The 18,200-nt window shown below is 71.8% G+C and carries 19 protein-coding genes; 6 read left to right on the top strand and 13 right to left on the bottom strand.

Annotated features, from left to right (window positions below; genetic code table 11):
* Nucleotides 1–550 precede the first annotated feature (550 nt).
* On the bottom strand, nt 551–1,546 hold the full coding sequence (gene dapD / locus ACGF3I_RS33465; RefSeq protein WP_393138773.1) for a 2,3,4,5-tetrahydropyridine-2,6-dicarboxylate N-succinyltransferase: 996 nt from the start codon (nt 1,544–1,546) through the stop codon (nt 551–553).
* A 10-nt stretch (nt 1,547–1,556) separates the two neighbouring features.
* Entirely contained in the window at nt 1,557–2,789 is a 1,233-nt protein-coding gene (locus tag ACGF3I_RS33460; RefSeq protein ID WP_393138771.1) for an MFS transporter, read from the bottom strand.
* A 136-nt stretch (nt 2,790–2,925) separates the two neighbouring features.
* On the opposite strand from ACGF3I_RS33460, the gene ACGF3I_RS33455 reads away from it, so the two are divergent.
* Entirely contained in the window at nt 2,926–3,807 is an 882-nt protein-coding gene (locus tag ACGF3I_RS33455; RefSeq protein WP_393138769.1) for a winged helix-turn-helix transcriptional regulator, read from the top strand.
* 6 nt (nt 3,808–3,813) lie between these two features.
* On the opposite strand, the gene ACGF3I_RS33450 is transcribed toward ACGF3I_RS33455, so the two are convergent.
* Complete coding sequence (locus ACGF3I_RS33450; RefSeq protein ID WP_393138767.1) at nt 3,814–4,137, bottom strand: DMT family transporter; 324 nt, start codon at nt 4,135–4,137, stop codon at nt 3,814–3,816.
* Between the two features lie 147 nt (nt 4,138–4,284).
* Nucleotides 4,285–4,830, bottom strand: a complete 546-nt coding sequence (locus ACGF3I_RS33445) for a TetR/AcrR family transcriptional regulator (protein WP_393138764.1) — start codon at nt 4,828–4,830, stop codon at nt 4,285–4,287.
* Nucleotides 4,831–4,964: 134 nt separating this feature from the next.
* On the opposite strand from ACGF3I_RS33445, the gene ACGF3I_RS33440 reads away from it, so the two are divergent.
* Complete coding sequence (locus tag ACGF3I_RS33440) at nt 4,965–6,110, top strand: hypothetical protein (protein ID WP_393138762.1); 1,146 nt, start codon at nt 4,965–4,967, stop codon at nt 6,108–6,110.
* Between the two features lie 7 nt (nt 6,111–6,117).
* Here ACGF3I_RS33440 and ACGF3I_RS33435 read toward each other — a convergent pair whose 3' ends face one another.
* The 9 genes from ACGF3I_RS33435 to ACGF3I_RS33395 all read right to left on the bottom strand — a co-directional run bounded on the left by ACGF3I_RS33435 (nt 6,118) and on the right by ACGF3I_RS33395 (nt 14,299).
* Complete coding sequence (locus ACGF3I_RS33435) at nt 6,118–7,512, bottom strand: DUF3616 domain-containing protein (protein ID WP_393138760.1); 1,395 nt, start codon at nt 7,510–7,512, stop codon at nt 6,118–6,120.
* 205 nt (nt 7,513–7,717) lie between these two features.
* Nucleotides 7,718–8,056, bottom strand: coding sequence for a metal-sulfur cluster assembly factor (locus tag ACGF3I_RS33430; RefSeq protein ID WP_393138758.1), 339 nt, complete (start codon nt 8,054–8,056; stop codon nt 7,718–7,720).
* On the bottom strand, nt 8,053–8,517 hold the full coding sequence (gene sufU, locus ACGF3I_RS33425; RefSeq protein WP_393138756.1) for a Fe-S cluster assembly sulfur transfer protein SufU: 465 nt from the start codon (nt 8,515–8,517) through the stop codon (nt 8,053–8,055). The genes ACGF3I_RS33430 and sufU overlap by 4 nt, the downstream gene beginning before the upstream one ends.
* Nucleotides 8,518–8,527: 10 nt before the next feature.
* Nucleotides 8,528–9,799 carry a cysteine desulfurase gene (locus tag ACGF3I_RS33420; protein WP_393138754.1) on the bottom strand — a complete coding sequence of 424 codons (1,272 nt, stop codon included), beginning with the start codon at nt 9,797–9,799 and terminating at the stop codon, nt 8,528–8,530.
* Entirely contained in the window at nt 9,796–10,560 is a 765-nt protein-coding gene (gene sufC / locus ACGF3I_RS33415; protein ID WP_393138752.1) for a Fe-S cluster assembly ATPase SufC, read from the bottom strand. The genes ACGF3I_RS33420 and sufC overlap by 4 nt, the downstream gene beginning before the upstream one ends.
* Before the next feature lie 7 nt (nt 10,561–10,567).
* Entirely contained in the window at nt 10,568–10,885 is a 318-nt protein-coding gene (locus ACGF3I_RS33410) for a bifunctional 3-phenylpropionate/cinnamic acid dioxygenase ferredoxin subunit (protein WP_267053846.1), read from the bottom strand.
* Nucleotides 10,885–12,066: a Fe-S cluster assembly protein SufD gene (sufD, locus tag ACGF3I_RS33405; RefSeq protein ID WP_393138750.1), complete on the bottom strand. Its 1,182-nt coding sequence runs from the start codon at nt 12,064–12,066 to the stop codon at nt 10,885–10,887. Before sufD ends, ACGF3I_RS33410 begins: the two co-directional genes overlap by 1 nt.
* A 62-nt stretch (nt 12,067–12,128) precedes the next feature.
* Entirely contained in the window at nt 12,129–13,550 is a 1,422-nt protein-coding gene (sufB, locus tag ACGF3I_RS33400; protein WP_393138748.1) for a Fe-S cluster assembly protein SufB, read from the bottom strand.
* Nucleotides 13,547–14,299: a helix-turn-helix transcriptional regulator gene (locus ACGF3I_RS33395; protein WP_393138746.1), complete on the bottom strand. Its 753-nt coding sequence runs from the start codon at nt 14,297–14,299 to the stop codon at nt 13,547–13,549. Before ACGF3I_RS33395 ends, sufB begins: the two co-directional genes overlap by 4 nt.
* A 172-nt stretch (nt 14,300–14,471) precedes the next feature.
* Between ACGF3I_RS33395 and ACGF3I_RS33390 the strand changes: the two genes are divergently transcribed.
* From ACGF3I_RS33390 to ACGF3I_RS33375, 4 genes are all read left to right on the top strand, one after another.
* Nucleotides 14,472–15,293, top strand: coding sequence for an aminoglycoside N(3)-acetyltransferase (locus ACGF3I_RS33390; protein ID WP_393138744.1), 822 nt, complete (start codon nt 14,472–14,474; stop codon nt 15,291–15,293).
* Nucleotides 15,294–15,351: 58 nt separating this feature from the next.
* A complete protein-coding gene (locus ACGF3I_RS33385; RefSeq protein WP_393138742.1) occupies nt 15,352–16,332 on the top strand; it encodes an ABC transporter ATP-binding protein in 981 nt (326 codons plus the stop codon).
* Nucleotides 16,329–17,096: an ABC transporter permease gene (locus ACGF3I_RS33380; protein WP_393138739.1), complete on the top strand. Its 768-nt coding sequence runs from the start codon at nt 16,329–16,331 to the stop codon at nt 17,094–17,096. Before ACGF3I_RS33385 ends, ACGF3I_RS33380 begins: the two co-directional genes overlap by 4 nt.
* Before the next feature lie 95 nt (nt 17,097–17,191).
* Entirely contained in the window at nt 17,192–18,187 is a 996-nt protein-coding gene (locus ACGF3I_RS33375; protein WP_393138737.1) for a heme A synthase, read from the top strand.
* Nucleotides 18,188–18,200 lie beyond the last annotated feature (13 nt).

Below are 18,200 nucleotides of genomic sequence, written 5' to 3'. Positions count from 1 at the left end.
CCGTCACCCTCCAACCCCCCTGCACGGGCGGGCGGGTGGGCAAACCCCCGGGGGTGCAGGGGCAAAGCCCCGCCTGGGTCCGAGGGGCGGAGCCCCTCAGCGGTCTGGGGCACAGCCCCAGGGGCCGGGCCTATCCAGCCCCCTGCACGGGCGGGCGGGTGGGCGAACCCCTCGGGGTCTGGGGCGGAGCCCCAGGAGGCCGGCTGCCCATCCAACCCCCGTCACGGACAGACCGGTTGGTCAGCACTGCGGGGCCCGCGGCCCAGCCCCGCCCAGACCGGCCCGTACAACCCCCGTCACAGACGGGCCGCCCAACACCCCGGAGGCCGGGGCAGGCCCGGGGGCCGAGGCCAGACCCGGGGCCGGCACACCCCAGGGGGCTGGGGCAGGTCCGGGGCCGGGGCAGGTCCGGGGCCGGCGCAGGCCCGGGGCCGAGGCACACCCCGGGGGCCGGCGCAGGCCCGGAACCAGAACCGGGGCAGGCCCGGGGCCAGACCCGGGGCCGGGGCGCACCGCGGGGGTCAGCCGGGCCGGCCAAGAGCTCAGAACCTTAGTTGTGAGCGTGCAGAACCTCGTTCAGCCCACCCCACACCGCATTGTTGGGCCGAGCCTCAACCGCCCCCGTCACCGAATTCCGCCGGAACAGGATGTTGGACGCCCCCGACAGCTCCCGCGCCTTCACGATCTGCCCGTCCGGCATGGTGACCCGCGTACCGGCGGTGACGTACAGCCCCGCCTCGACCACGCACTCGTCGCCGAGCGCGATGCCCACCCCGGCCTCGGCCCCGACCAGGCACCGCTCGCCGATGACGATGCGGACGTTGCCCCCGCCCGACAGCGTGCCCATCGTGGACGCGCCGCCGCCGATGTCGGAGCCGTCGCCGACGACGACCCCGGCCGAGATGCGACCCTCGACCATGGACGTGCCGAGCGTGCCCGCGTTGAAGTTCACGAAGCCCTCGTGCATGACCGTGGTGCCCTCGGCGAGGTGCGCGCCGAGGCGCACCCGGTCGGCGTCGGCGATGCGTACGCCCTTGGGCGCGACGTAGTCCGTCATGCGCGGGAACTTGTCGACGGACGTCACCTGGAGGTGCAGCCCCTCGGCACGGGCGTTGAGGCGGACGGTCTCCAGATCGTCGACGGCGACCGGGCCGAGCGAGGTCCAGGCCACGTTGGAGAGCAGCCCGAACAGGCCGTCCAGGTTCTGGCCGTGCGGCTTGACGAGCCGGTGCGAGAGGAGGTGCAGACGCAGGTAGGCGTCGTGCGCGTCCAGCGGCTTGTCGTCGAGCGAGGCGATGACCGTACGGACGGCGACGACCTCGACCCCGCGGCGCTCGTCGGCGCCGACGGCCTTGAGCGCACCGGCGCCCAGCAGTTCGGCGGCACGCTCGGCGGACAGCCGCTCGGTTCCGGCGGGGCCCGGCTCGGCGACGGCGAGGAGCTCGGGGGCGGGGAACCAGGTGTCGAGGACGGTGCCGTCGGCGGCGATGGTGGCGAGTCCGGCGGCCGCGGCGCCGGTCGAAGCAGGAGCAGTCGTGTCGGTCATGACCCAAAACCTAACCGGCCGCGGCCCGCCGGGGCGAACCGGTCTCAAGTGACGGGCCCGTGTCCGCGGCGGGGCCCCGTCCCGGCAGCCGCCCCGCACCCAGCACGACCACGCCCGCCAGGACCGCGAGCCCCGCGCACAGCGGCCAGAGCAGTCCGGGCGCCGCCGCGTACAGGGCGCCCCCGAGCGGCGGGGCGAGCACCTGCCCGCTGATGGACGCGCCCGCGTACAGGCTCTGGAAGCGGCCCTGGGCATGAGCGGGTGCCTGGTCGGCGACGTATGCGGTGGCGGTGGTCTTGTAGAGGATCTCGCCGAGGGTGAGCGACACCATCAGGGCGACGGCCGCTCCGGGCGAGGCGCCGGGCACCAGAGCCGCGTACCCGAGTCCGACCAGGACAAGACCCGCGCCGATCACGGGGAGCGGGGCGTGCCGGCGCAGGGCGTGGGCGGCGGGGAGTTCGAGGCAGAGGATGACGCCGCCGTTGATGGCGAGGAGCCAGCCGTAGGCGCGGGCGTCGAAGCCGTGGTCGCCGAGGAAGACGGGCAGGGTGCAGTACTGCTGGCGGTAGACCAGGTCGACGCAGACGATCGCGGCGAGCAGGACGAGGACGGCGGGGCGCGCCTTCAGTTCGGCGGCCAGCCCCGGCCCCCCGGTGGCGCGCGGTACGGCCGGCCGGCCGGCGCCGCGTCCGGGCAGCACGCGCGCCGCGTACGCGGCGAAGAGCAGGGTGCCCACGCCGTCGGCGACGAAGAGCCAGTCGTAGGAGAAGCGCGCGGCGGCGAGCGCGCCGAGCGGCGGCCCGATGGTGAATCCGGCGTTGCTCGCGAAGCGCATCACGGCGAAGCCCTGGCGGCGGGCGCCCTCGGGGACCCCGACCGCGATGAGTGCGGAGGTGGCCGCCCTGACCACGCCGGCCGCGTACTGGGCGAGCGGCAGCACGACGTAGAGGGCGGCGGTCGGCAGCAGCGCGACGACGCACAGGGCGCTGCCGCTCAGCGCGGCGCCGGCCAGCAGGGCCCGGCGGTGGCCGTACACGTCGCCGAACCACCCGCCCGTGAAGTTCCCGGCGACGAGACCGACCCCGCCGATCCCGCTGATCAGTCCGGCCTGGGCGACGGTGAGCCCGCGCGGGCCGGTCAGCCAGACGAAGAGGTAGATGAAGGTGAAGCTGACGACGGCGTTGAAGAAGATGCCGCAGCACAGCAGCCGTACGGCCTTCGGTACCGCCCGCAGTGTGGTCACTCCGCCCGCCCCCCGAGCTCGCGGCCCCTGACGGACCGGTGTGAGTTCCTTATGGGAACTGACTATGGCAGCATGCTTCTCGGCAGGTCAACCGGGTGGGGACGAAGGGCCACCCCCGTCACGGAAGGATGGGCGCATGCCCCAACGCACCCGACTCGACGACGAACACTGCGCCATCGCCCAGGCCCTGGACGTGGTGGGCGACTGGTGGACCCTGCTGATCGTGCGCGACACGGCGCGCGGAGTGCACCGCTTCGACGCGCTCCAGCGGGAGCTCGGCATGTCCCGCAAGGTGCTCACCGAACGCCTCAAGCTGCTCGTGGAGTACGGGGTCCTGGTGCGCGAGCCGTACCAGGAGCGCCCGGTGCGCCACGAGTACCGCCTCACCCCGCGCGGCCGTGCCCTGCTGCCCGTACTGATCGCACTCCAGGACTGGGGAGACACCTGGGTGCTGGGAGAAGGAGAGACCATGGCCACCTCGACGGAGGCGTCGGGCGAGACCGACCGGGTGCGGGAGCTGGTCGGCACCCGGGTGCCGGAGCTTCAACTGACAGATTTTGACGGACAGTTGAGGGATCCCGTCGCCCCGTCGACGCCCTACACGGTCCTGTACTGCTTCCCCGGCGCCTACGCCCGCGCCGAGTCCTACCCGCCGGGCTGGGCCGGGATCCCCGGCGCGCGCGGCTGCACCCTGGAGTCCTGCACCTACCGCGACCAGCTGGCCTCCTTCACGGCCGCCGGCGCGAGCGTGCACGGCGTCTCCACCCAACGCCCGGACGAGCAGCGCGCGTTCGCCGACAAGGAGGCCCTGCGCTTCCCGCTGCTCTCGGACGCCGGCCTCGACCTGACGGCAGCGCTCCGCCTGCCGACCTTCCGCACGGCGGGCGTGAGCCGGCTCAAGCGCCTGACCCTGGTGGTCGACCGGGACCGTACGGTGATCGAGGCGCTGTATCCGATCACCGACATCGAGGAGAGCGTGCGGGCCGCGCTCGACGCGGTGGTGCGGGCCGGCGCGTGACGTCGTTCAGTGCGCGGCGCCGCCGAGATTGAGCAGCACCACACCGCCGATGATCAGGGCGATCCCGGCGAGCTTGGCGGCCGTCATCGCCTCGCCCATGAACAGCATGCCGACGGCGGCGATGACGGCGGTGCCCACTCCGGACCAGATCGCGTACGCGGTGCCCACGGACATCGACTTCAGCGTCAGGGACAGCAGGAAGAAGGCCAGCAGGTACCCGGCGCCGGTGATCAGCGAGGGCCACAGCCGGGTGAAGCCCTCGCTGTACTTCAACGCGGACGTCGCGACGATCTCCGAGCCGATCGCGCAGGCGAGCAGGACGTAGGGCATGGGGGAAGGATATCCGTCGATGCGTACACCCGTACACATCGCGCACCGCCCTCCCGCGCCACCGCGCTGCCGCGCCACCGCCCTGCCGCGCAACCGCGCTGCCGCCCTGCCGCGTCCGGCGCGCCACTGCCCTGCCGCGCAACCGCACTACCGCGTCCGGCGCGCCACCCGGCCGAGCAGCTCCTTCGCGTACGTCTCGTCGTACGCGTCGCCCGTGAGCAGGGACTGGAGGCAGATGCCGTCCATCACGGCGACCAGTCCGCGTGCGGTGACCTCGTCGGTGTGCCGGCCCAGGAGGCGGGCCAGCGACTCCGTCCACTCGGCGGCGACCGGCCGCAGGGCGGGGCGGCGCAGCGCCGCGAGGTAGAGCTCGTACTCCAGCTCGGCGCGGGCCCGGTCCCCGGTGAGCCACTCCCCCATGAGGCGGGCCAGTTCGACCGCCAGATCGGCGCCGGGCGCCTCCAGGCTCGCGCAGTCGCGCACCGCCGCGGCGAAGCCCTCGTTGGCCTGGCGCAGCGCGGCGACGAGGAGTTCGTCGAGGGTCGCGAAGTGGTACGTCGTCGAGCCGAGCGGCACATCGGCCTCGGCGGCCACGCTGCGGTGGCTGAGGCCCGCGATGCCGCGCTCGCCGACCACCCGGATCGCCGCGTCGATGATGCGCCGCCGCCGGTCGGGGTCGTAACGGCGGCCCATCAGCGGTCCCCGCGTGTTCCGGCCAGGTCACAGAGCATGCCCCCGACCGTACCGGCAGGTGGGGCCCACTACCGTAAGGGCGATCGGTCAGGGGACGGGACGTGCGTGGTCGCACGGGAAGCGGGGGGTTCGCGATGACGCACGACCTGGGATGGGGCCCTGGTGGCCAGGGTGGTCCGGCGGGGCCGCCGCCCGGATGGGGCCCGGGCGGGCCGCCGCCGATGTGGGGGCCCGGCTGGGGCGGGGGCTGGACGCCGCCGCCGCCGAAGCCCGGAGTGATACCGCTCGGGCCGCTGGCCCTCGGCGATGTGCTCGGCGGTTCCTTCAGCGCGCTGGGCCGCCACTGGAAGCAGCTGTTCGGGGTGGCGCTCATCGCGTACGGGGTCGCGGCGCTGGTGTTCGGCGGGGTCGTCGCGATCGCCGTGGCCGCGGTCCACGACCACGTGGACCCGGTCTTCGAAGCGCATTACGGCACGTGGCACGTGGCGCGCTCGGACGTGGATCCGGTGATCATCGCCGGGGCGGTCGTCCTGGTGGTGGCGATGGCGCTGTGGCTGGTGGCGACGGCGCTGATGTACGCGGTGGCGCCGGCCGTGCTCCAGGACGCGGTGCTCGGCCGGCGTTCACCGTTCGGGGCGGTGTGGCGCAAGGCCTGGTCGCGCTTTCCGGCGGTGCTCGGCACGCTGGCCGCGCAGTGGGGCGTCGTGCTGGCCGCGACGCTGCTGTTCGTCGCCCTGATGGTGGCGGGGCTCCTGGCCGGCTCCGCGCACCGCGAACTGCCGGTCCTGCTGATGGTCGGGTTCACGCTGTCCACCCTGGCGCTGACCCCGGTGGGGATCTGGCTGTGGGTGCGTTTCGCCTTCGCGCCGGCGGCGGCGGTGCTGGAGAACCAGGGGCCCGTCGAGGCGCTGCGCCGGTCGTCGCGGCTGGTGAAGGGCGCCTGGTGGCGCACCTTCGGCATTCTGGCCCTGGTGGCCGTGATCAGCGGGGTGATCGGCTACTTCGTCCAGCTGCCGTTCACCTACGGCGGGCTGTTCGCCGCCATGCCGCTGGCGATGTCGAGCCATTCGGCCGGGGCCGCGGTGGGGGCCGTCGTGGTCCTCGTGGTGCTGTATCTGGTCGGCACGGTCATCAGTCAGTTCCTGACGACGACGCTGCCCCAGCTCGGCGCCGGGCTGCTCTACATCGACCAGCGCATCCGCCGCGAGGAGCTGGCTCCCGGCCTGGCCCGGGCGGCCGGTGTCCCGCCGGCGGCGGCTGCGCCGGCGGGCTCCTGGTAGCGGCGGGTCAGCCGGTCACCGTGAACCAGGTGGCGCGGGACTTCTTCCACTCGGCGTGGGTGAGGTCCTTGGCGTCGGTGCCGTCGCCGTAGAGGTCGGCGGAGCCGTCGTCGGTGATGAACTGGGCGCGGGCGCCGGGCTGTTGGAGGTCGGGCACGTCCACCACGGCTTCCCAGCCGCCCGGGTCGTCGGTCGGCAGGTCGGCGCGCTTGACGGGGGCGTGGGCGGCGACGCCGTCCCACGAGTAGACCGCGTAGGGGTCGGAGTTGTCGTCCGCGGCCCAGGACCCGGCGACGATGAGGTACTGGTCGGCGGCGTTCTTGCGGATGTCGCGGATGCTGAGTCCGCCGAGGTCGAGCTGGATGGCGGTGCCGAAGGCGGGCTTGGCGCCGGCGGCCACCACCTTGTCGAAGTTGGTGACGGGCACGATCAGTGCCTTGCCGCCGTTGGCCGGCGGGACCAGTGGGGCGCGGAAGCCGAGGTAGGCGGTGCTGGTGGAGCCGGGTGCGAACTCCAGGCCCTCCACGTTGAATCCGTCGATCTGTTTGGGTGCCTGCCCGTCGGCGGTCGCGGCGGCGAAGCCGAAGCGGTCGCCGTTGGCGTGGTCCCAGGCGACGAGGCCGTCGCGCAGCTTCTTGTACGAGCCGCCGACGCCGAGCTGGGTGGCGGCGCCGGAGCCGGTGACGGTGGTGCTGAAGACGGTGTTGCGGTCGGCCTTGTACTCGCCGTCCTTGTTGTTGCCGAGCGAGCCGGTCCAGTAGATGGTGTTGCCGACGCGGGCCGCGCCCTCGATGTCGATCTCCTTGGAGACGCCGAGCCGGGAGCTGAAGTCCCAGGTCCTGACCGGCGCGCCGGAGGCCGAACGGTCGTACAGGCGCAGCGTGTTGGACTCGTCGTCGGCGACGACGACGTAGCCGCCGCCCACGTCCACGGCGGCGGAGGCGTCGCTGGAGCCGGTGAGGTAGCGGGTGTCGGCGGCGCCGCGCACGGCGGCGGAGGCGGCGTAGTGCAGCGTCTTGGTGGCGCTCTTGCCGCCGAGGCCGGTGACCTTGAGGGTGAGGTCGGTGTAGCCGCGCTGGTGCGCAGTCACGGACACCTGGCGCCCGGCGCCGGTCCCGCTGACGTGGACGTCCCCGGTCGCGGCGACGGAGCTTCTGCTGCTGGCGGACGCGGCGACGGTGAGCGCGGAGGCGTCGGCGCCGCTCTGCGCGACGGTCACGGTGACCACGGGGTCACCACTGGCACCGACGGCTCCGGACAGGTAGGACGCAGAGAGCGCGATGGTGGGCGTGCCGTAACTCGCGGCGTGCGCCGGGGGGTTGAGTCCGAGGGAGGCCAGGGCGAGGACTCCGGTGGTGGCCGCGGCGGCCCGGGTACGGCGGAGCGGGGGGTGATGCGGCACGGGGTTGCCTCTCGTCGGCGGGGTCTCGTCGAGTAGGTTCCGGTCGCCGCGCCACGCGCGGGCGTACGGGAGGCGTCCGGCGGGCGAACGTCGGCCGATCAGCGGTCGCCCGGCCGGGGCGGCGCCCGGAATCCGTTCCCGCACCCTGCCATGCGAAAGCCCCCGTCACCATGGGTGGCGGGGGCTTTTGTGCACGACGGTCGGCTCAGACGTTGAAGCCCAGGGCGCGCAGCTGCTCGCGGCCGTCGTCGGTGATCTTGTCGGGGCCCCACGGCGGCATCCAGACCCAGTTGATCTTCAGCTCGTTGGCGATGCCGTCGGTCGCGGCCTTCGCCTGGTCCTCGATCACGTCGGTCAGCGGGCAGGCCGCGGACGTCAGGGTCATGTCCAGCGTGACGACGTTGGAGTCGTCGATGTGGATGCCGTAGATCAGGCCGAGGTTGACGACGTCGATGCCCAGCTCGGGGTCGACGACGTCGTACAGCGCCTCGCGGATCTCTTCCTCGGTCGCCGGCTTGATCGCCGCCTGTGCGTTCTCGGTCATGCCGTCTTCCTTTCGGCGACCTCGCCCAGTGCCTGGGCGGTCGCGTCCTTCCAGGCCATCCAGCTCAGCAGAGCACACTTCACGCGTGCGGGGTACTTGGAGACGCCGGCGAAGGCCACCGCGTCCTCCAGGACCTCCTCCATCGCGTCGTCGGGCTCCAGCTGGCCCTTGGACTGCATCAGCTCCAGGAAGGTCTCCTGGATGCGCCGCGCGTCGGCCAGGTCCTTGCCGACCAGGAGGTCGTTGAGGACGGAGGCGCTGGCCTGGCTGATGGAGCAGCCGTGGCCCTCGTACGAGACGTCCTCGATGCGGGAGCCGTCGTACTTCACGCGCAGGGTGATCTCGTCGCCGCACGTCGGGTTCACGTGGTGCACCTCGGCGTCACCGTCCCGCAAGCCCCGGCCGTGCGGGTGCTTGTAGTGGTCCAGGATGACGTCCTGGTACATCGAATCCAGCTTCACGTGTCGACTCCTAGCCGAAGAAGTTTCGTACGTGCTCCAGGCCGTCCACCAAGGCGTCGACCTCGGCGGGCGTGGAGTACAGATAGAACGACGCTCGCGTGGTCGCGGGAATTCCGTAGCGCAGGCAGACCGGGCGCGCGCAGTGGTGGCCGACGCGGACGGCGATGCCTTCCTCGTCCAGGACCTGGCCCACGTCGTGCGGGTGGATGTCGCCGAGCGTGAAGGAGATCGCGGCGCCGCGGTCCTCGGCCGTGGTGGGGCCGATGATCCGCAGGTCGGGAACCTCCAGGAGGCGCTTGACCGCGTATTCGGTGATCGCGTGCTCATGCGCGGCGATCTTGTCCATGCCGATCGCGGAGAGGTAGTCCACGGCCGCGCCCAGGCCCACGGCCTGCGCGATCGGGGGCGTACCGGCCTCGAACTTGTGGGGTGCCGGCGCGTAGGTGGAGGAGTGCATCGAGACCGTCTCGATCATCTCGCCGCCGCCCAGGAACGGCGGCAGGTCCTCCAGGAGTTCCTGGCGGCCCCACAGCACGCCGATGCCGGTCGGGCCGCACATCTTGTGGCCGGTGAAGGCGACGAAGTCGGCCTGGAGCGCCTGGACGTCCAGCGGCATGTGCGGCGCGGCCTGCGAGGCGTCGATGCAGACCAGCGCGCCGACCTGCTGCGCGCGGCGCACGATCGCCTCGACCGGGTTCTGGGTGCCGAGCAGGTTGGAGACCAGCGTGAAGGAGACGATCTTCGTCTTCTCGGTGATGATCTCGTCGATGTTCGACAGGTCGAGCCGGCCGTCGTCGCTCAGGCCGAACCACTTCAGCTTGGCTCCGGTGCGCTGTGCGAGCAGCTGCCACGGCACGATGTTGGAGTGGTGCTCCATCTCCGTGATGACGATCTCGGTGTCGCTGTCCACGCGGTAGGGCTCGTCGGCCCAGCCCAGCATGTTGGCGACCAGGTTGAGCGATTCCGAGGCGTTCTTGGTGAAGATGACCTCGTCGCGGCTCGGCGCGTTGATGAAACGGGCGACCTTGTCACGGGCGCCCTCGTACAGCGCCGTGGCCTCCTCGGCGACCAGATACACACCACGGTGCACATTGGCGTTGTGCCGCTCGTAGTACTCGTTGAGCGCGTCGAGCACCTGGCGCGGCTTCTGCGAGGTCGCGGCGCTGTCGAGGTAGACGATCTTCTTCCCGTCGTGGACCACACGGTCCAGCAAGGGGAAGTCCTTGCGGATCGCCTCGTCCAGGAGAGCGGACTCGGTGAGGAGGCCCGGCAGCTGTGTCACTCGGAAGCGCCACCCTTCGTGTACGACGCGTAGCCCTCGGACTCCAGCTTGTCGGCGAGCTCGGCGCCGCCGGACTCGACGATGCGGCCGCCCGCGAAGACGTGGACGTGGTCGGGCTTGATGTAGCGCAGGATGCGCGTGTAGTGGGTCACCAGGAGGGTGCCGACCTCGCCGTTCTCACGGACGCGGTTGATGCCCTCGGAGACCTGGCGCAGCGCGTCGACGTCGAGGCCGGAGTCGGTCTCGTCGAGGATCGCGATCTTCGGCTTGAGGAGCTCCAGCTGGAGGATCTCGTGGCGCTTCTTCTCACCGCCGGAGAAGCCCTCGTTGACGTTGCGCTCGGCGAAGGCCGGGTCCATCTGGAGCTGCTCCATCGCGGACTTGACCTCCTTCACCCAGGTGCGCAGCTTGGGCGCCTCGCCGCGGATGGCGGTGGCGGAGGTGCGCAGGAAGTTGGAGACCGAGACGCCGGGGACCTCGACCGGGTACTGCATGGCGAGGAAGACGCCGGCGCGGGCGCGCTCGTCGACGGACATCTCCAGGACGTCCTCGCCGTCGAGCGTGACGGTGCCGCTGGTGATCGTGTACTTGGGGTGCCCGGCCAGCGAGTACGCCAGGGTGGACTTGCCGGAGCCGTTGGGGCCCATGATGGCGTGGGTCTCGCCCTGCTTCACGGTCAGGTCGACGCCCTTGAGGATCTCCTTCGTACCGTTCTCGGTGTCGACGGAGACGTGCAGGTCGCGGATTTCAAGCGTTGCCATGGGGAACTCAGGACTCCTGGGTGACGGAGACGAGCACATCGTCCCCTTGGATCTGTACGGGGTATACGGGCACGGGGCGCGTCGCGGGAAGGCCGGAGGGCTTGCCGGTGCGCAGGTCGAAGCTGGAGCCGTGCAGCCAGCACTCGATGGCGCAGTCCTCGACCTCGCCCTCCGAGAGCGACACGTTCGCGTGCGAGCAGATGTCGTTGATCGCGAACACCTCGCCCCCGGTCTTGACGAGGGACACCGGCGTGCCGTCGATCTCCACCCGCTTGGGGGTGTCGCTCTCCAGCTCGCTCAGCGCGCAGGCTTTGACGAAGGCCATCAGACGGAGGCCTCCAGCTCCGTCTCGATCTTCGCCAGCAGGCGCTCCTCGACGTCCGGCAGGCCGATCTGCTGGACGAGTTCCGCGAAGAAGCCGCGCACGACCAGGCGGCGGGCCTCCATCGGCGGGATGCCGCGGGACATCAGGTAGAAGAGCTGCTCGTCGTCGAAGCGGCCGGTGGCCGAGGCGTGACCGGCGCCGGCGATCTCGCCGGTCTCGATCTCCAGGTTCGGCACGGAGTCCACGCGGGCGCCGTCGGTCAGAACCAGGTTGCGGTTCATCTCGTAGGTGTCGGTGCCCTCGGCCGCGGCCTGGATGAGGACGTCGCCGATCCACACGGCGTGCGCGTCCTCGCCCTGGAGGGCGCCCTTGTACACGGCGTTGGACTTGCAGTGCGGGGTGTTGTGGTCGACCAGGAGGCGGTGCTCCTGGTGCTGGCCGTGGTCGGTGAAGTACAGGCCGAACAGCTCGGCCTCACCGCCGGTGCCGGCGTAGGCGACCCGCGGGTGCAGCCGCACCAGGTCGCCGCCGAAGGTGACCACGAACGACTTGAAGGTGGCGTCGCGGCCGATCAGGGCGTTGTGCTGGGAGACGTGGACGGCCTTGTCGTCCCAGTCCTGGACGCTGACGACGGTCAGCTTGGCGCCGTCGCCCAGGAGGTAGTCGACGTTGGCGGCGAGCACCGCGTCGCCGGTGTGGTCGATGACCACGACGGCCTCGGCGAAGGCGCCGAGCTCGATGACCTGGTGGCCGTAGGCCACACCGCCCTCGCCGTGCACGGCGATGCGGATCGGCTCGGTGAGCACCGTGTCCTTGGGGACGCTCACGACGGAGGCCTGCTCGAAGGAGGAGTAGGCCTGGGCCGCGACGCGGTCCACCGGGGTGCCGGCCCTGCCGAGGCGGGCGTCGTCGCGCCCGACGGTCTCGACGGTGACGCCCTCGGGCGCCTCGACGGCGACCTTCACCCCGTCGCCGGTGGCGACGGCGGTGCCGTCGTGCAGCCCGCGCAGCCGCTCCAGCGGCGTGAACCGCCACTCCTCCTCACGGCCGTGCGGGACCGGGAAGTCCGCGACGTCGAAGGACGGGGGGGCGCTCATGCGGGTGGCGACGGTCGACTCGGCGGCCACCGCGATCGAGCCGGCCGTGGTGGAACCGGCCGGGATGTTCTGAGCCTCAGCCATGGCTGTCGTAGTGCTCTCTTCCTGAATCAGAATCTGCTCAACTGCCGGACGGGGAACGGTCGTTATCCGACCGAGCCCTCCATCTGCAGCTCGATCAGCCGGTTGAGCTCAAGGGCGTACTCCATGGGGAGCTCCTTGGCGATCGGCTCGACGAAGCCGCGCACGATCATCGCCATCGCCTCGAACTCGGTCAGACCGCGGCTCATCAGGTAGAAGAGCTGGTCCTCGGAGACCTTGGAGACGGTCGCCTCGTGGCCCATGGAGACGTCGTCCTCGCGCACGTCCACATAGGGGTAGGTGTCCGAGCGGGAGATCGTGTCGACGAGCAGGGCGTCGCAGAGCACGTTCGACTTGGAGCCGTGGGCGCCCTCGCCGATCTCGACGAGACCGCGGTAGGAGGTGCGGCCGCCGCCTCGCGCCACCGACTTGGAGACGATGTTGGAGGAGGTGTTCGGCGCCATGTGGACCATCTTGGAGCCGGCGTCCTGGTGCTGGCCCTCGCCCGCGAAGGCGATGGAGAGCGTCTCGCCCTTGGCGTGCTCGCCCATCAGGTAGACGGCCGGGTACTTCATGGTGACCTTGGAACCGATGTTGCCGTCGATCCACTCCATGGTCGCGCCCTCGTACGCCACGGCGCGCTTGGTGACCAGGTTGTAGACGTTGTTCGACCAGTTCTGGATCGTCGTGTAGCGGCAGCGGCCGCCCTTCTTGACGATGATCTCCACGACGGCGCTGTGCAGCGAGTCCGAGGAGTAGATCGGGGCGGTGCAGCCCTCGACGTAGTGGACGTAGGCGTCCTCGTCGACGATGATCAGCGTCCGCTCGAACTGGCCCATGTTCTCGGTGTTGATCCGGAAGTAGGCCTGGAGCGGGATGTCGACGTGAACACCCTTGGGCACGTAGATGAACGAGCCGCCGGACCACACCGCGGTGTTCAGCGACGCGAACTTGTTGTCGCCGACCGGGATGACGGTGCCGAAGTACTCCTGGAAGAGCTCGGGGTGCTCCTTCAGGGCGGTGTCGGTGTCGAGGAAGATGACGCCCTGCTCCTCCAGGTCCTCACGGATCTGGTGGTAGACGACCTCGGACTCGTACTGGGCCGCGACACCGGCCACCAGGCGCTGCTTCTCCGCCTCGGGGATGCCGAGCTTGTCGTACGTGTTCTTGATGTCCGAGGGCAGGTCCTCCCAGGACGCCGCCTGCTTCTCGGTCGAGCGCACGAAGTACTTGATGTTGTCGAAGTCGATGCCGGAGAGGTCGGAGCCCCAGTTCGGCATGGGCTTCTTGTCGAACAGCCGCAGGCCCTTGAGGCGCAGCTTCAGCATCCACTCGGGCTCGTTCTTCTTCTGCGAGATGTCGCGGACGACAGCCTCGGAGAGACCGCGCTTGGCAGCGGCTCCGGCCGCGTCGGAGTCGGCCCAGCCGTATTCGTACGTGCCCAGGCCATCGAGCTCAGGGTGGGCAGTCTCCGTGGGGAGAGTCATGCGGGGTTCCTCCCGGCCGTGCTTGCAGATGCTTGCTGGTGTGTGGTCTGTGGTGGCGCGCCGTGCGGGATGAACGTGGTGCAGACGCCGTCGCCGTGGGCGATCGTCGCCAGGCGCTGCACATGGGTTCCCAGGAGGCGGGAGAAGAACTCGGTCTCCGCCTCGCACAGCTGCGGGTACCGCTCGGCCGCGTGGGCGACCGGGCAGTGGTGCTGGCAGAGCTGCTCGCCCCGCTGGGGCTGGGGCGCGCTGCGCGCCGTAGCAGCGTACCCGTCGGCGCTCAAGGCCCTGGCCAGGGCTTGGGTGCGTTCTTCAGGCTGTACGGCCTCGATCGCGTCCTTGTACGCCCCGGCTTGAGCCTCCACGCGGGCCCGCGCGAACGCCGCCACGGCCTCCTCGCCGGCCGCGCCGCCGCCCGCCGACTGCTCGATCCAGCGCAGGGCCTCGACGGCGAGCTTGTCGTAGGACTGCTCGAAGGCGTCCCGCCCGCAGTCGGTGAGCGCGAAGACCTTGGCCGGGCGGCCGCGGGTCCGCGCCCCGTACACGCGCTGGTCGCGCGGCGCCACGACCCCGTCGGATGCGAGGGCGTCGAGGTGGCGGCGGACGGCGGCCTGGGTGAGGCCGAGGCGCTTGGCGAGGTCCGCCACGGTCGAGGGCCCGTGGTCCAGGATGGAGCGCGCGACCCGGTTGCGGGTGGACCGCTCACCGGTCGCGAGTTCCTCCTGGGGAGCCTCGCCGACGTTTTTCACAACACCATTGTTGCGTAATTCCTCGGGGCCTGACAACCCACGTTCCGATCATCGGCCGGTGCGGTACCTCACTTAGGTATACCTAACGTGACCTGCGGAAACGATCTTTGATCGATCGGTCCGCGCCGAATCGAGTGGCCCTGGAAACGGGCCTGCGGCACACTCTCCGACCATGTCCACACCCCTGGTGACCGGCCCTTTGTGCACCCGCGCCTCCCTCGCCGCCGATCTTTCCGAGCTCGGCGTGCGGCCCGGCGAGACCGTCCTCGTGCACTCCTCCCTGAAATCCCTCGGCTGGGTCTGCGGAGGGGCCGTCGCGGTCGTCCAGGCGCTGCTCGACACGCTGGGCGAAACGGGCACCCTGGTGGTCCCCGCGCACTCCGGGGAGAACTCCGACCCCGCCGAATGGAGCCACCCGCCGGTCCCCGAGGCGTGGTGGCCGGCCATCCGTGAGGCCATGCCCGCCTACGACCCGCTCACCACGCCGACCCGGGGCATCGGCGTGCTCCCCGAGACCGTCCGCACCTGGCCGGGCGCCCGGCGCAGCGCCCATCCGCAGACGTCCTTCGCGGCCGTCGGCCCGGGCGCGTCGCGCATCACCGCGGGCCACCCGCAGGACTGCGCGCTCGGCGAGCGCAGCCCGCTGGCCCGCCTGGAGGAGGAGGGCGCCCGGGTGCTGCTGCTCGGCGCGGGATTCGGCTCCTGCACCTGCTTCCATCTGGCCGAGTACCGGGTCGAGGGGCCGCAGGCCGACGTGTCCTTCGCGGCCGGGACCGCGGGGGGCCGGCGGTGGCTCACGGTCCGGGACACGGCGCTCGACAGCGCGGACTTCGCACGGCTCGGCGCGGACTTCGAGCGGGAGGCGCTGGAGCGGGGGGCGGGCACGGTGGTGCGCGGCCGGGTCGGCGCCGCCGTCTGCCGCCTCTTCCCGGTCCGCGACGCCGTCGCGTACGCGGAGCGCTGGCTGCCGGCGCACCGCCCCCGCACGGACTGAAGCGGGCCCCGGGCCCCCGCGCCGGAGGGGTGTCGGCGCCCGCCTAGACTTGCCGGTCATGAACAGCGAGCCCGCCCTGCCGTCTCCCGGCCGCCGCCCCGCGGGGCGGCCCGGCGGGTCGCGTCCCGTCGTCGAGGTCACCGGCCTGGTCAAACGGTACGGAGCCAAGACCGCGGTGGACGGCCTCGACCTCACGGTCGGCGCGGGCACCGTGACCGCCGTCCTCGGCCCCAACGGCGCCGGCAAGACCACCACCATCGAGACGTGCGAGGGCTACCGCAGGCCCGACGCGGGCACCGTCCGCGTCCTCGGCCTCGACCCCGTCGCCGACGGCGAACGGCTCAAGCCCCGGATCGGCGTGATGCTCCAGTCCGGCGGCGTCTACTCCGGCGCCCGCGCCGAGGAGATGCTCCGCCACATGGCGAAGCTCCACGCCCACCCGCTGGACGTGGACGCCCTCATCGAGCGCCTGGGCCTCGGCGGCTGCGGACGCACCACCTACCGCAGGCTCTCCGGCGGCCAGCAGCAGCGCCTCGCCCTCGCGATGGCCGTCGTCGGCCGCCCCGAGCTCGTCTTCCTCGACGAGCCGACCGCCGGCCTCGACCCGCAGGCCCGCCGCGCCACGTGGGAGCTGGTGCGCGAACTGCGCGCCGACGGCGTCTCGGTGGTCCTCACCACGCACTTCATGGACGAGGCCGAGTCGCTCGCCGACGACGTGGCCATCGTGGACGCCGGCCGGGTCGTCGCCCAGGGCTCCCCCGAGCAGCTGTGCCGGGGCGGCGCCGAGAACACCCTGCGCTTCACCGGCCGCCCCGGCCTCGACCTCAACTCCCTCCTCAAGGCGCTGCCCGACGGGACCGCCGCGGCCGAACCGATGCCCGGTTCCTACCGCATCACCGGCACCGTCGACCCCCAGCTGCTCGCCACCGTCACCACCTGGTGCGCCCAGCACGGCGTGCTGCCCGACGGCATCGCGGTCGAGCGCCACACCCTTGAGGACGTCTTCCTCGACCTGACCGGCAAGGAGCTGCGCGCATGAGCGCCGGTACGTACGCACCGAAGCCCGGGGCCGCGCCGCTGGGGCGGATGATCGGGGCGCAGACCGCGCTGGAGACGCGGATGCTGCTGCGCAACGGCGAACAGCTGCTGCTCACCGTGATCATCCCGAGCCTGCTGCTGGTGCTGTTCTCGACCGTCGACATCATCGACACCGGCGCGGGCCGGTCCGTCGACTTCCTCGCGCCCGGCGTCCTCGCCCTCGCCGTGATGTCGACCGCCTTCACCGGCCAGGCCATCGCGACCGGCTTCGAGCGGCGCTACGGGGTGCTCAAGCGGCTCGGCGCCTCGCCGCTGCCGCGCTGGGCCCTGATGACGTCCAAGACGCTCGCGGTGCTCGTCACCGAGGTGCTCCAGGTCGCCCTGCTCACGGTCATCGCCTTCGCGCTCGGCTGGTCCCCGCACGGCAACCCGCTCGCGGTGCTGCTCCTGCTGGTGCTGGGCACCGCGGCCTTCTCGGGACTCGGGCTGCTGATGGCGGGCGCCCTCAAGGCCGAGGCGACGCTGGCCGCGGCCAACCTGGTGTTCCTGCTGCTGCTCGTGGCCGGCGGCGTCATCGTGCCGATGGACAAGTTCCCCGGCGGCGTGCGGGCCGTGCTCGACCTGCTGCCCATCTCGGCCCTGTCCGACGGGCTGCGCTCGGTGCTCCAGCACGGTGCGGCCATGCCCTGGGGCGACCTCGGGATCCTGGCGGTGTGGGCCGTCCTCGGGCTCGGCGCCGCCGCGACGTTCTTCCGCTGGGAGTGAGCCGCCGCCCTGCCGGACGGTGACGTTCCTCCCGGTACGGCCCGGCGCACCCCCCTCGTGAAAACATGCACAATCGGGCGCCTACGATAGGGCCCATGCCGAAAGTGACCCCCGCCGATGTGACCGCAGCGGCGCGCAATCCGCTTCTCTACATCGCGGAGCGTTGGACCGCCTCCCCGAAGATCGTGCGGCGCGCGGCCCTCGCCGCCCTCGTCATGGCTGTCGCCATCGTGGTGACCGGCGGCGCGGTCCGGCTCACCGGCTCCGGGCTCGGCTGCCCCACCTGGCCCAAGTGCACGGCCGACAGCCTCACCGCCACCAGCGAGATGGGCTTCCGCGGCGCCATCGAGTTCACCAACCGCATGCTCACCTACGTGCTGTGCGCCGCGGTCGGCTGGGCGATCATCGCCGCCCGCTCCGCCAAGCCCTGGCGGCGCCCGCTGACCCGGCTCGGCTGGGTGCAGTTCTGGGTGGTCATGGGCAACGCGGTCCTCGGCGGCATCGTCGTCCTGGTGGGCCTCAACCCGTACACGGTGGCCGCGCACTTCCTGCTCTCCAGCGCGCTCATCGCGGTCGCGGTGGTCACCTGGCAGCGCACCCAGGAGGGCGACGGCGCGCCAAGGCCCTTGGTGGGCAAGGCGGTTGTGCAGCTGACCTGGCTCCTGGTGGGCGCCTGCGCCGCGCTGATCGCGGTCGGCACGATCGTCACCGGCGCCGGCCGCCATCCGGGCGACTCCAAGGACGTGCCGCGCGTTCCGCTGGACTGGACGATGATCACCCAGCTGCACGCGGACCTCGCCTGGGTCGTGGTGGCGCTGGCGGTCGCGGTCTGGTTCGTCCTGAAGGCCGTCGACGCCCCGCCCGGCCCGCGCGCCCGCGCCCGTGACCTGTTCCTGGTGCTCCTCGCCCAGGGCGTGATCGGTTACGTCCAGTACTTCCTGAAGACGCCCGAGGTGCTGGTCGCCCTGCACATGCTCGGCTCGTGCCTGGTGTGGATCGCCGTGCTGCGCGTCCTGCTGTCGCTGCGCGAGCGGCCCGCGGTCACCGCGGAGGTGCCGGTGCGGGCCGACGCCGCGCTGGCCGACGCCTGACGGGCCGCGCCGG

Source organism: Streptomyces sp. NPDC048111 (genome assembly GCF_043202815.1).
Classification (GTDB): Bacteria; Actinomycetota; Actinomycetes; order Streptomycetales; family Streptomycetaceae; genus Streptomyces.
This window is presented reverse-complemented; position numbering and strand designations above follow the sequence as displayed.

What these genes read in the sequence shown, in the direction of transcription:
- ACGF3I_RS33430 (WP_393138758.1), bottom strand. Translation starts at nt 8,056, where the DNA reads ATGACCGAGAACGCACAGGCGGCGATCAAGCCGGCGACCGAGGAAGAG.
- ACGF3I_RS33380 (WP_393138739.1), top strand. Translation starts at nt 16,329, where the DNA reads ATGAGCGCCGGTACGTACGCACCGAAGCCCGGGGCCGCGCCGCTGGGG.
- ACGF3I_RS33375 (WP_393138737.1), top strand. Translation starts at nt 17,192, where the DNA reads ATGCCGAAAGTGACCCCCGCCGATGTGACCGCAGCGGCGCGCAATCCG.
- ACGF3I_RS33390 (WP_393138744.1), top strand. Translation starts at nt 14,472, where the DNA reads ATGTCCACACCCCTGGTGACCGGCCCTTTGTGCACCCGCGCCTCCCTC.
- sufB (WP_393138748.1), bottom strand. Translation starts at nt 13,550, where the DNA reads ATGACTCTCCCCACGGAGACTGCCCACCCTGAGCTCGATGGCCTGGGC.
- ACGF3I_RS33385 (WP_393138742.1), top strand. Translation starts at nt 15,352, where the DNA reads ATGAACAGCGAGCCCGCCCTGCCGTCTCCCGGCCGCCGCCCCGCGGGG.
- ACGF3I_RS33450 (WP_393138767.1), bottom strand. Translation starts at nt 4,137, where the DNA reads ATGCCCTACGTCCTGCTCGCCTGCGCGATCGGCTCGGAGATCGTCGCG.
- ACGF3I_RS33440 (WP_393138762.1), top strand. Translation starts at nt 4,965, where the DNA reads ATGACGCACGACCTGGGATGGGGCCCTGGTGGCCAGGGTGGTCCGGCG.
- ACGF3I_RS33455 (WP_393138769.1), top strand. Translation starts at nt 2,926, where the DNA reads ATGCCCCAACGCACCCGACTCGACGACGAACACTGCGCCATCGCCCAG.
- sufC (WP_393138752.1), bottom strand. Translation starts at nt 10,560, where the DNA reads ATGGCAACGCTTGAAATCCGCGACCTGCACGTCTCCGTCGACACCGAG.
- dapD (WP_393138773.1), bottom strand. Translation starts at nt 1,546, where the DNA reads ATGACCGACACGACTGCTCCTGCTTCGACCGGCGCCGCGGCCGCCGGA.
- ACGF3I_RS33410 (WP_267053846.1), bottom strand. Translation starts at nt 10,885, where the DNA reads ATGGCCTTCGTCAAAGCCTGCGCGCTGAGCGAGCTGGAGAGCGACACC.
- sufD (WP_393138750.1), bottom strand. Translation starts at nt 12,066, where the DNA reads ATGGCTGAGGCTCAGAACATCCCGGCCGGTTCCACCACGGCCGGCTCG.
- ACGF3I_RS33445 (WP_393138764.1), bottom strand. Translation starts at nt 4,830, where the DNA reads ATGGGCCGCCGTTACGACCCCGACCGGCGGCGGCGCATCATCGACGCG.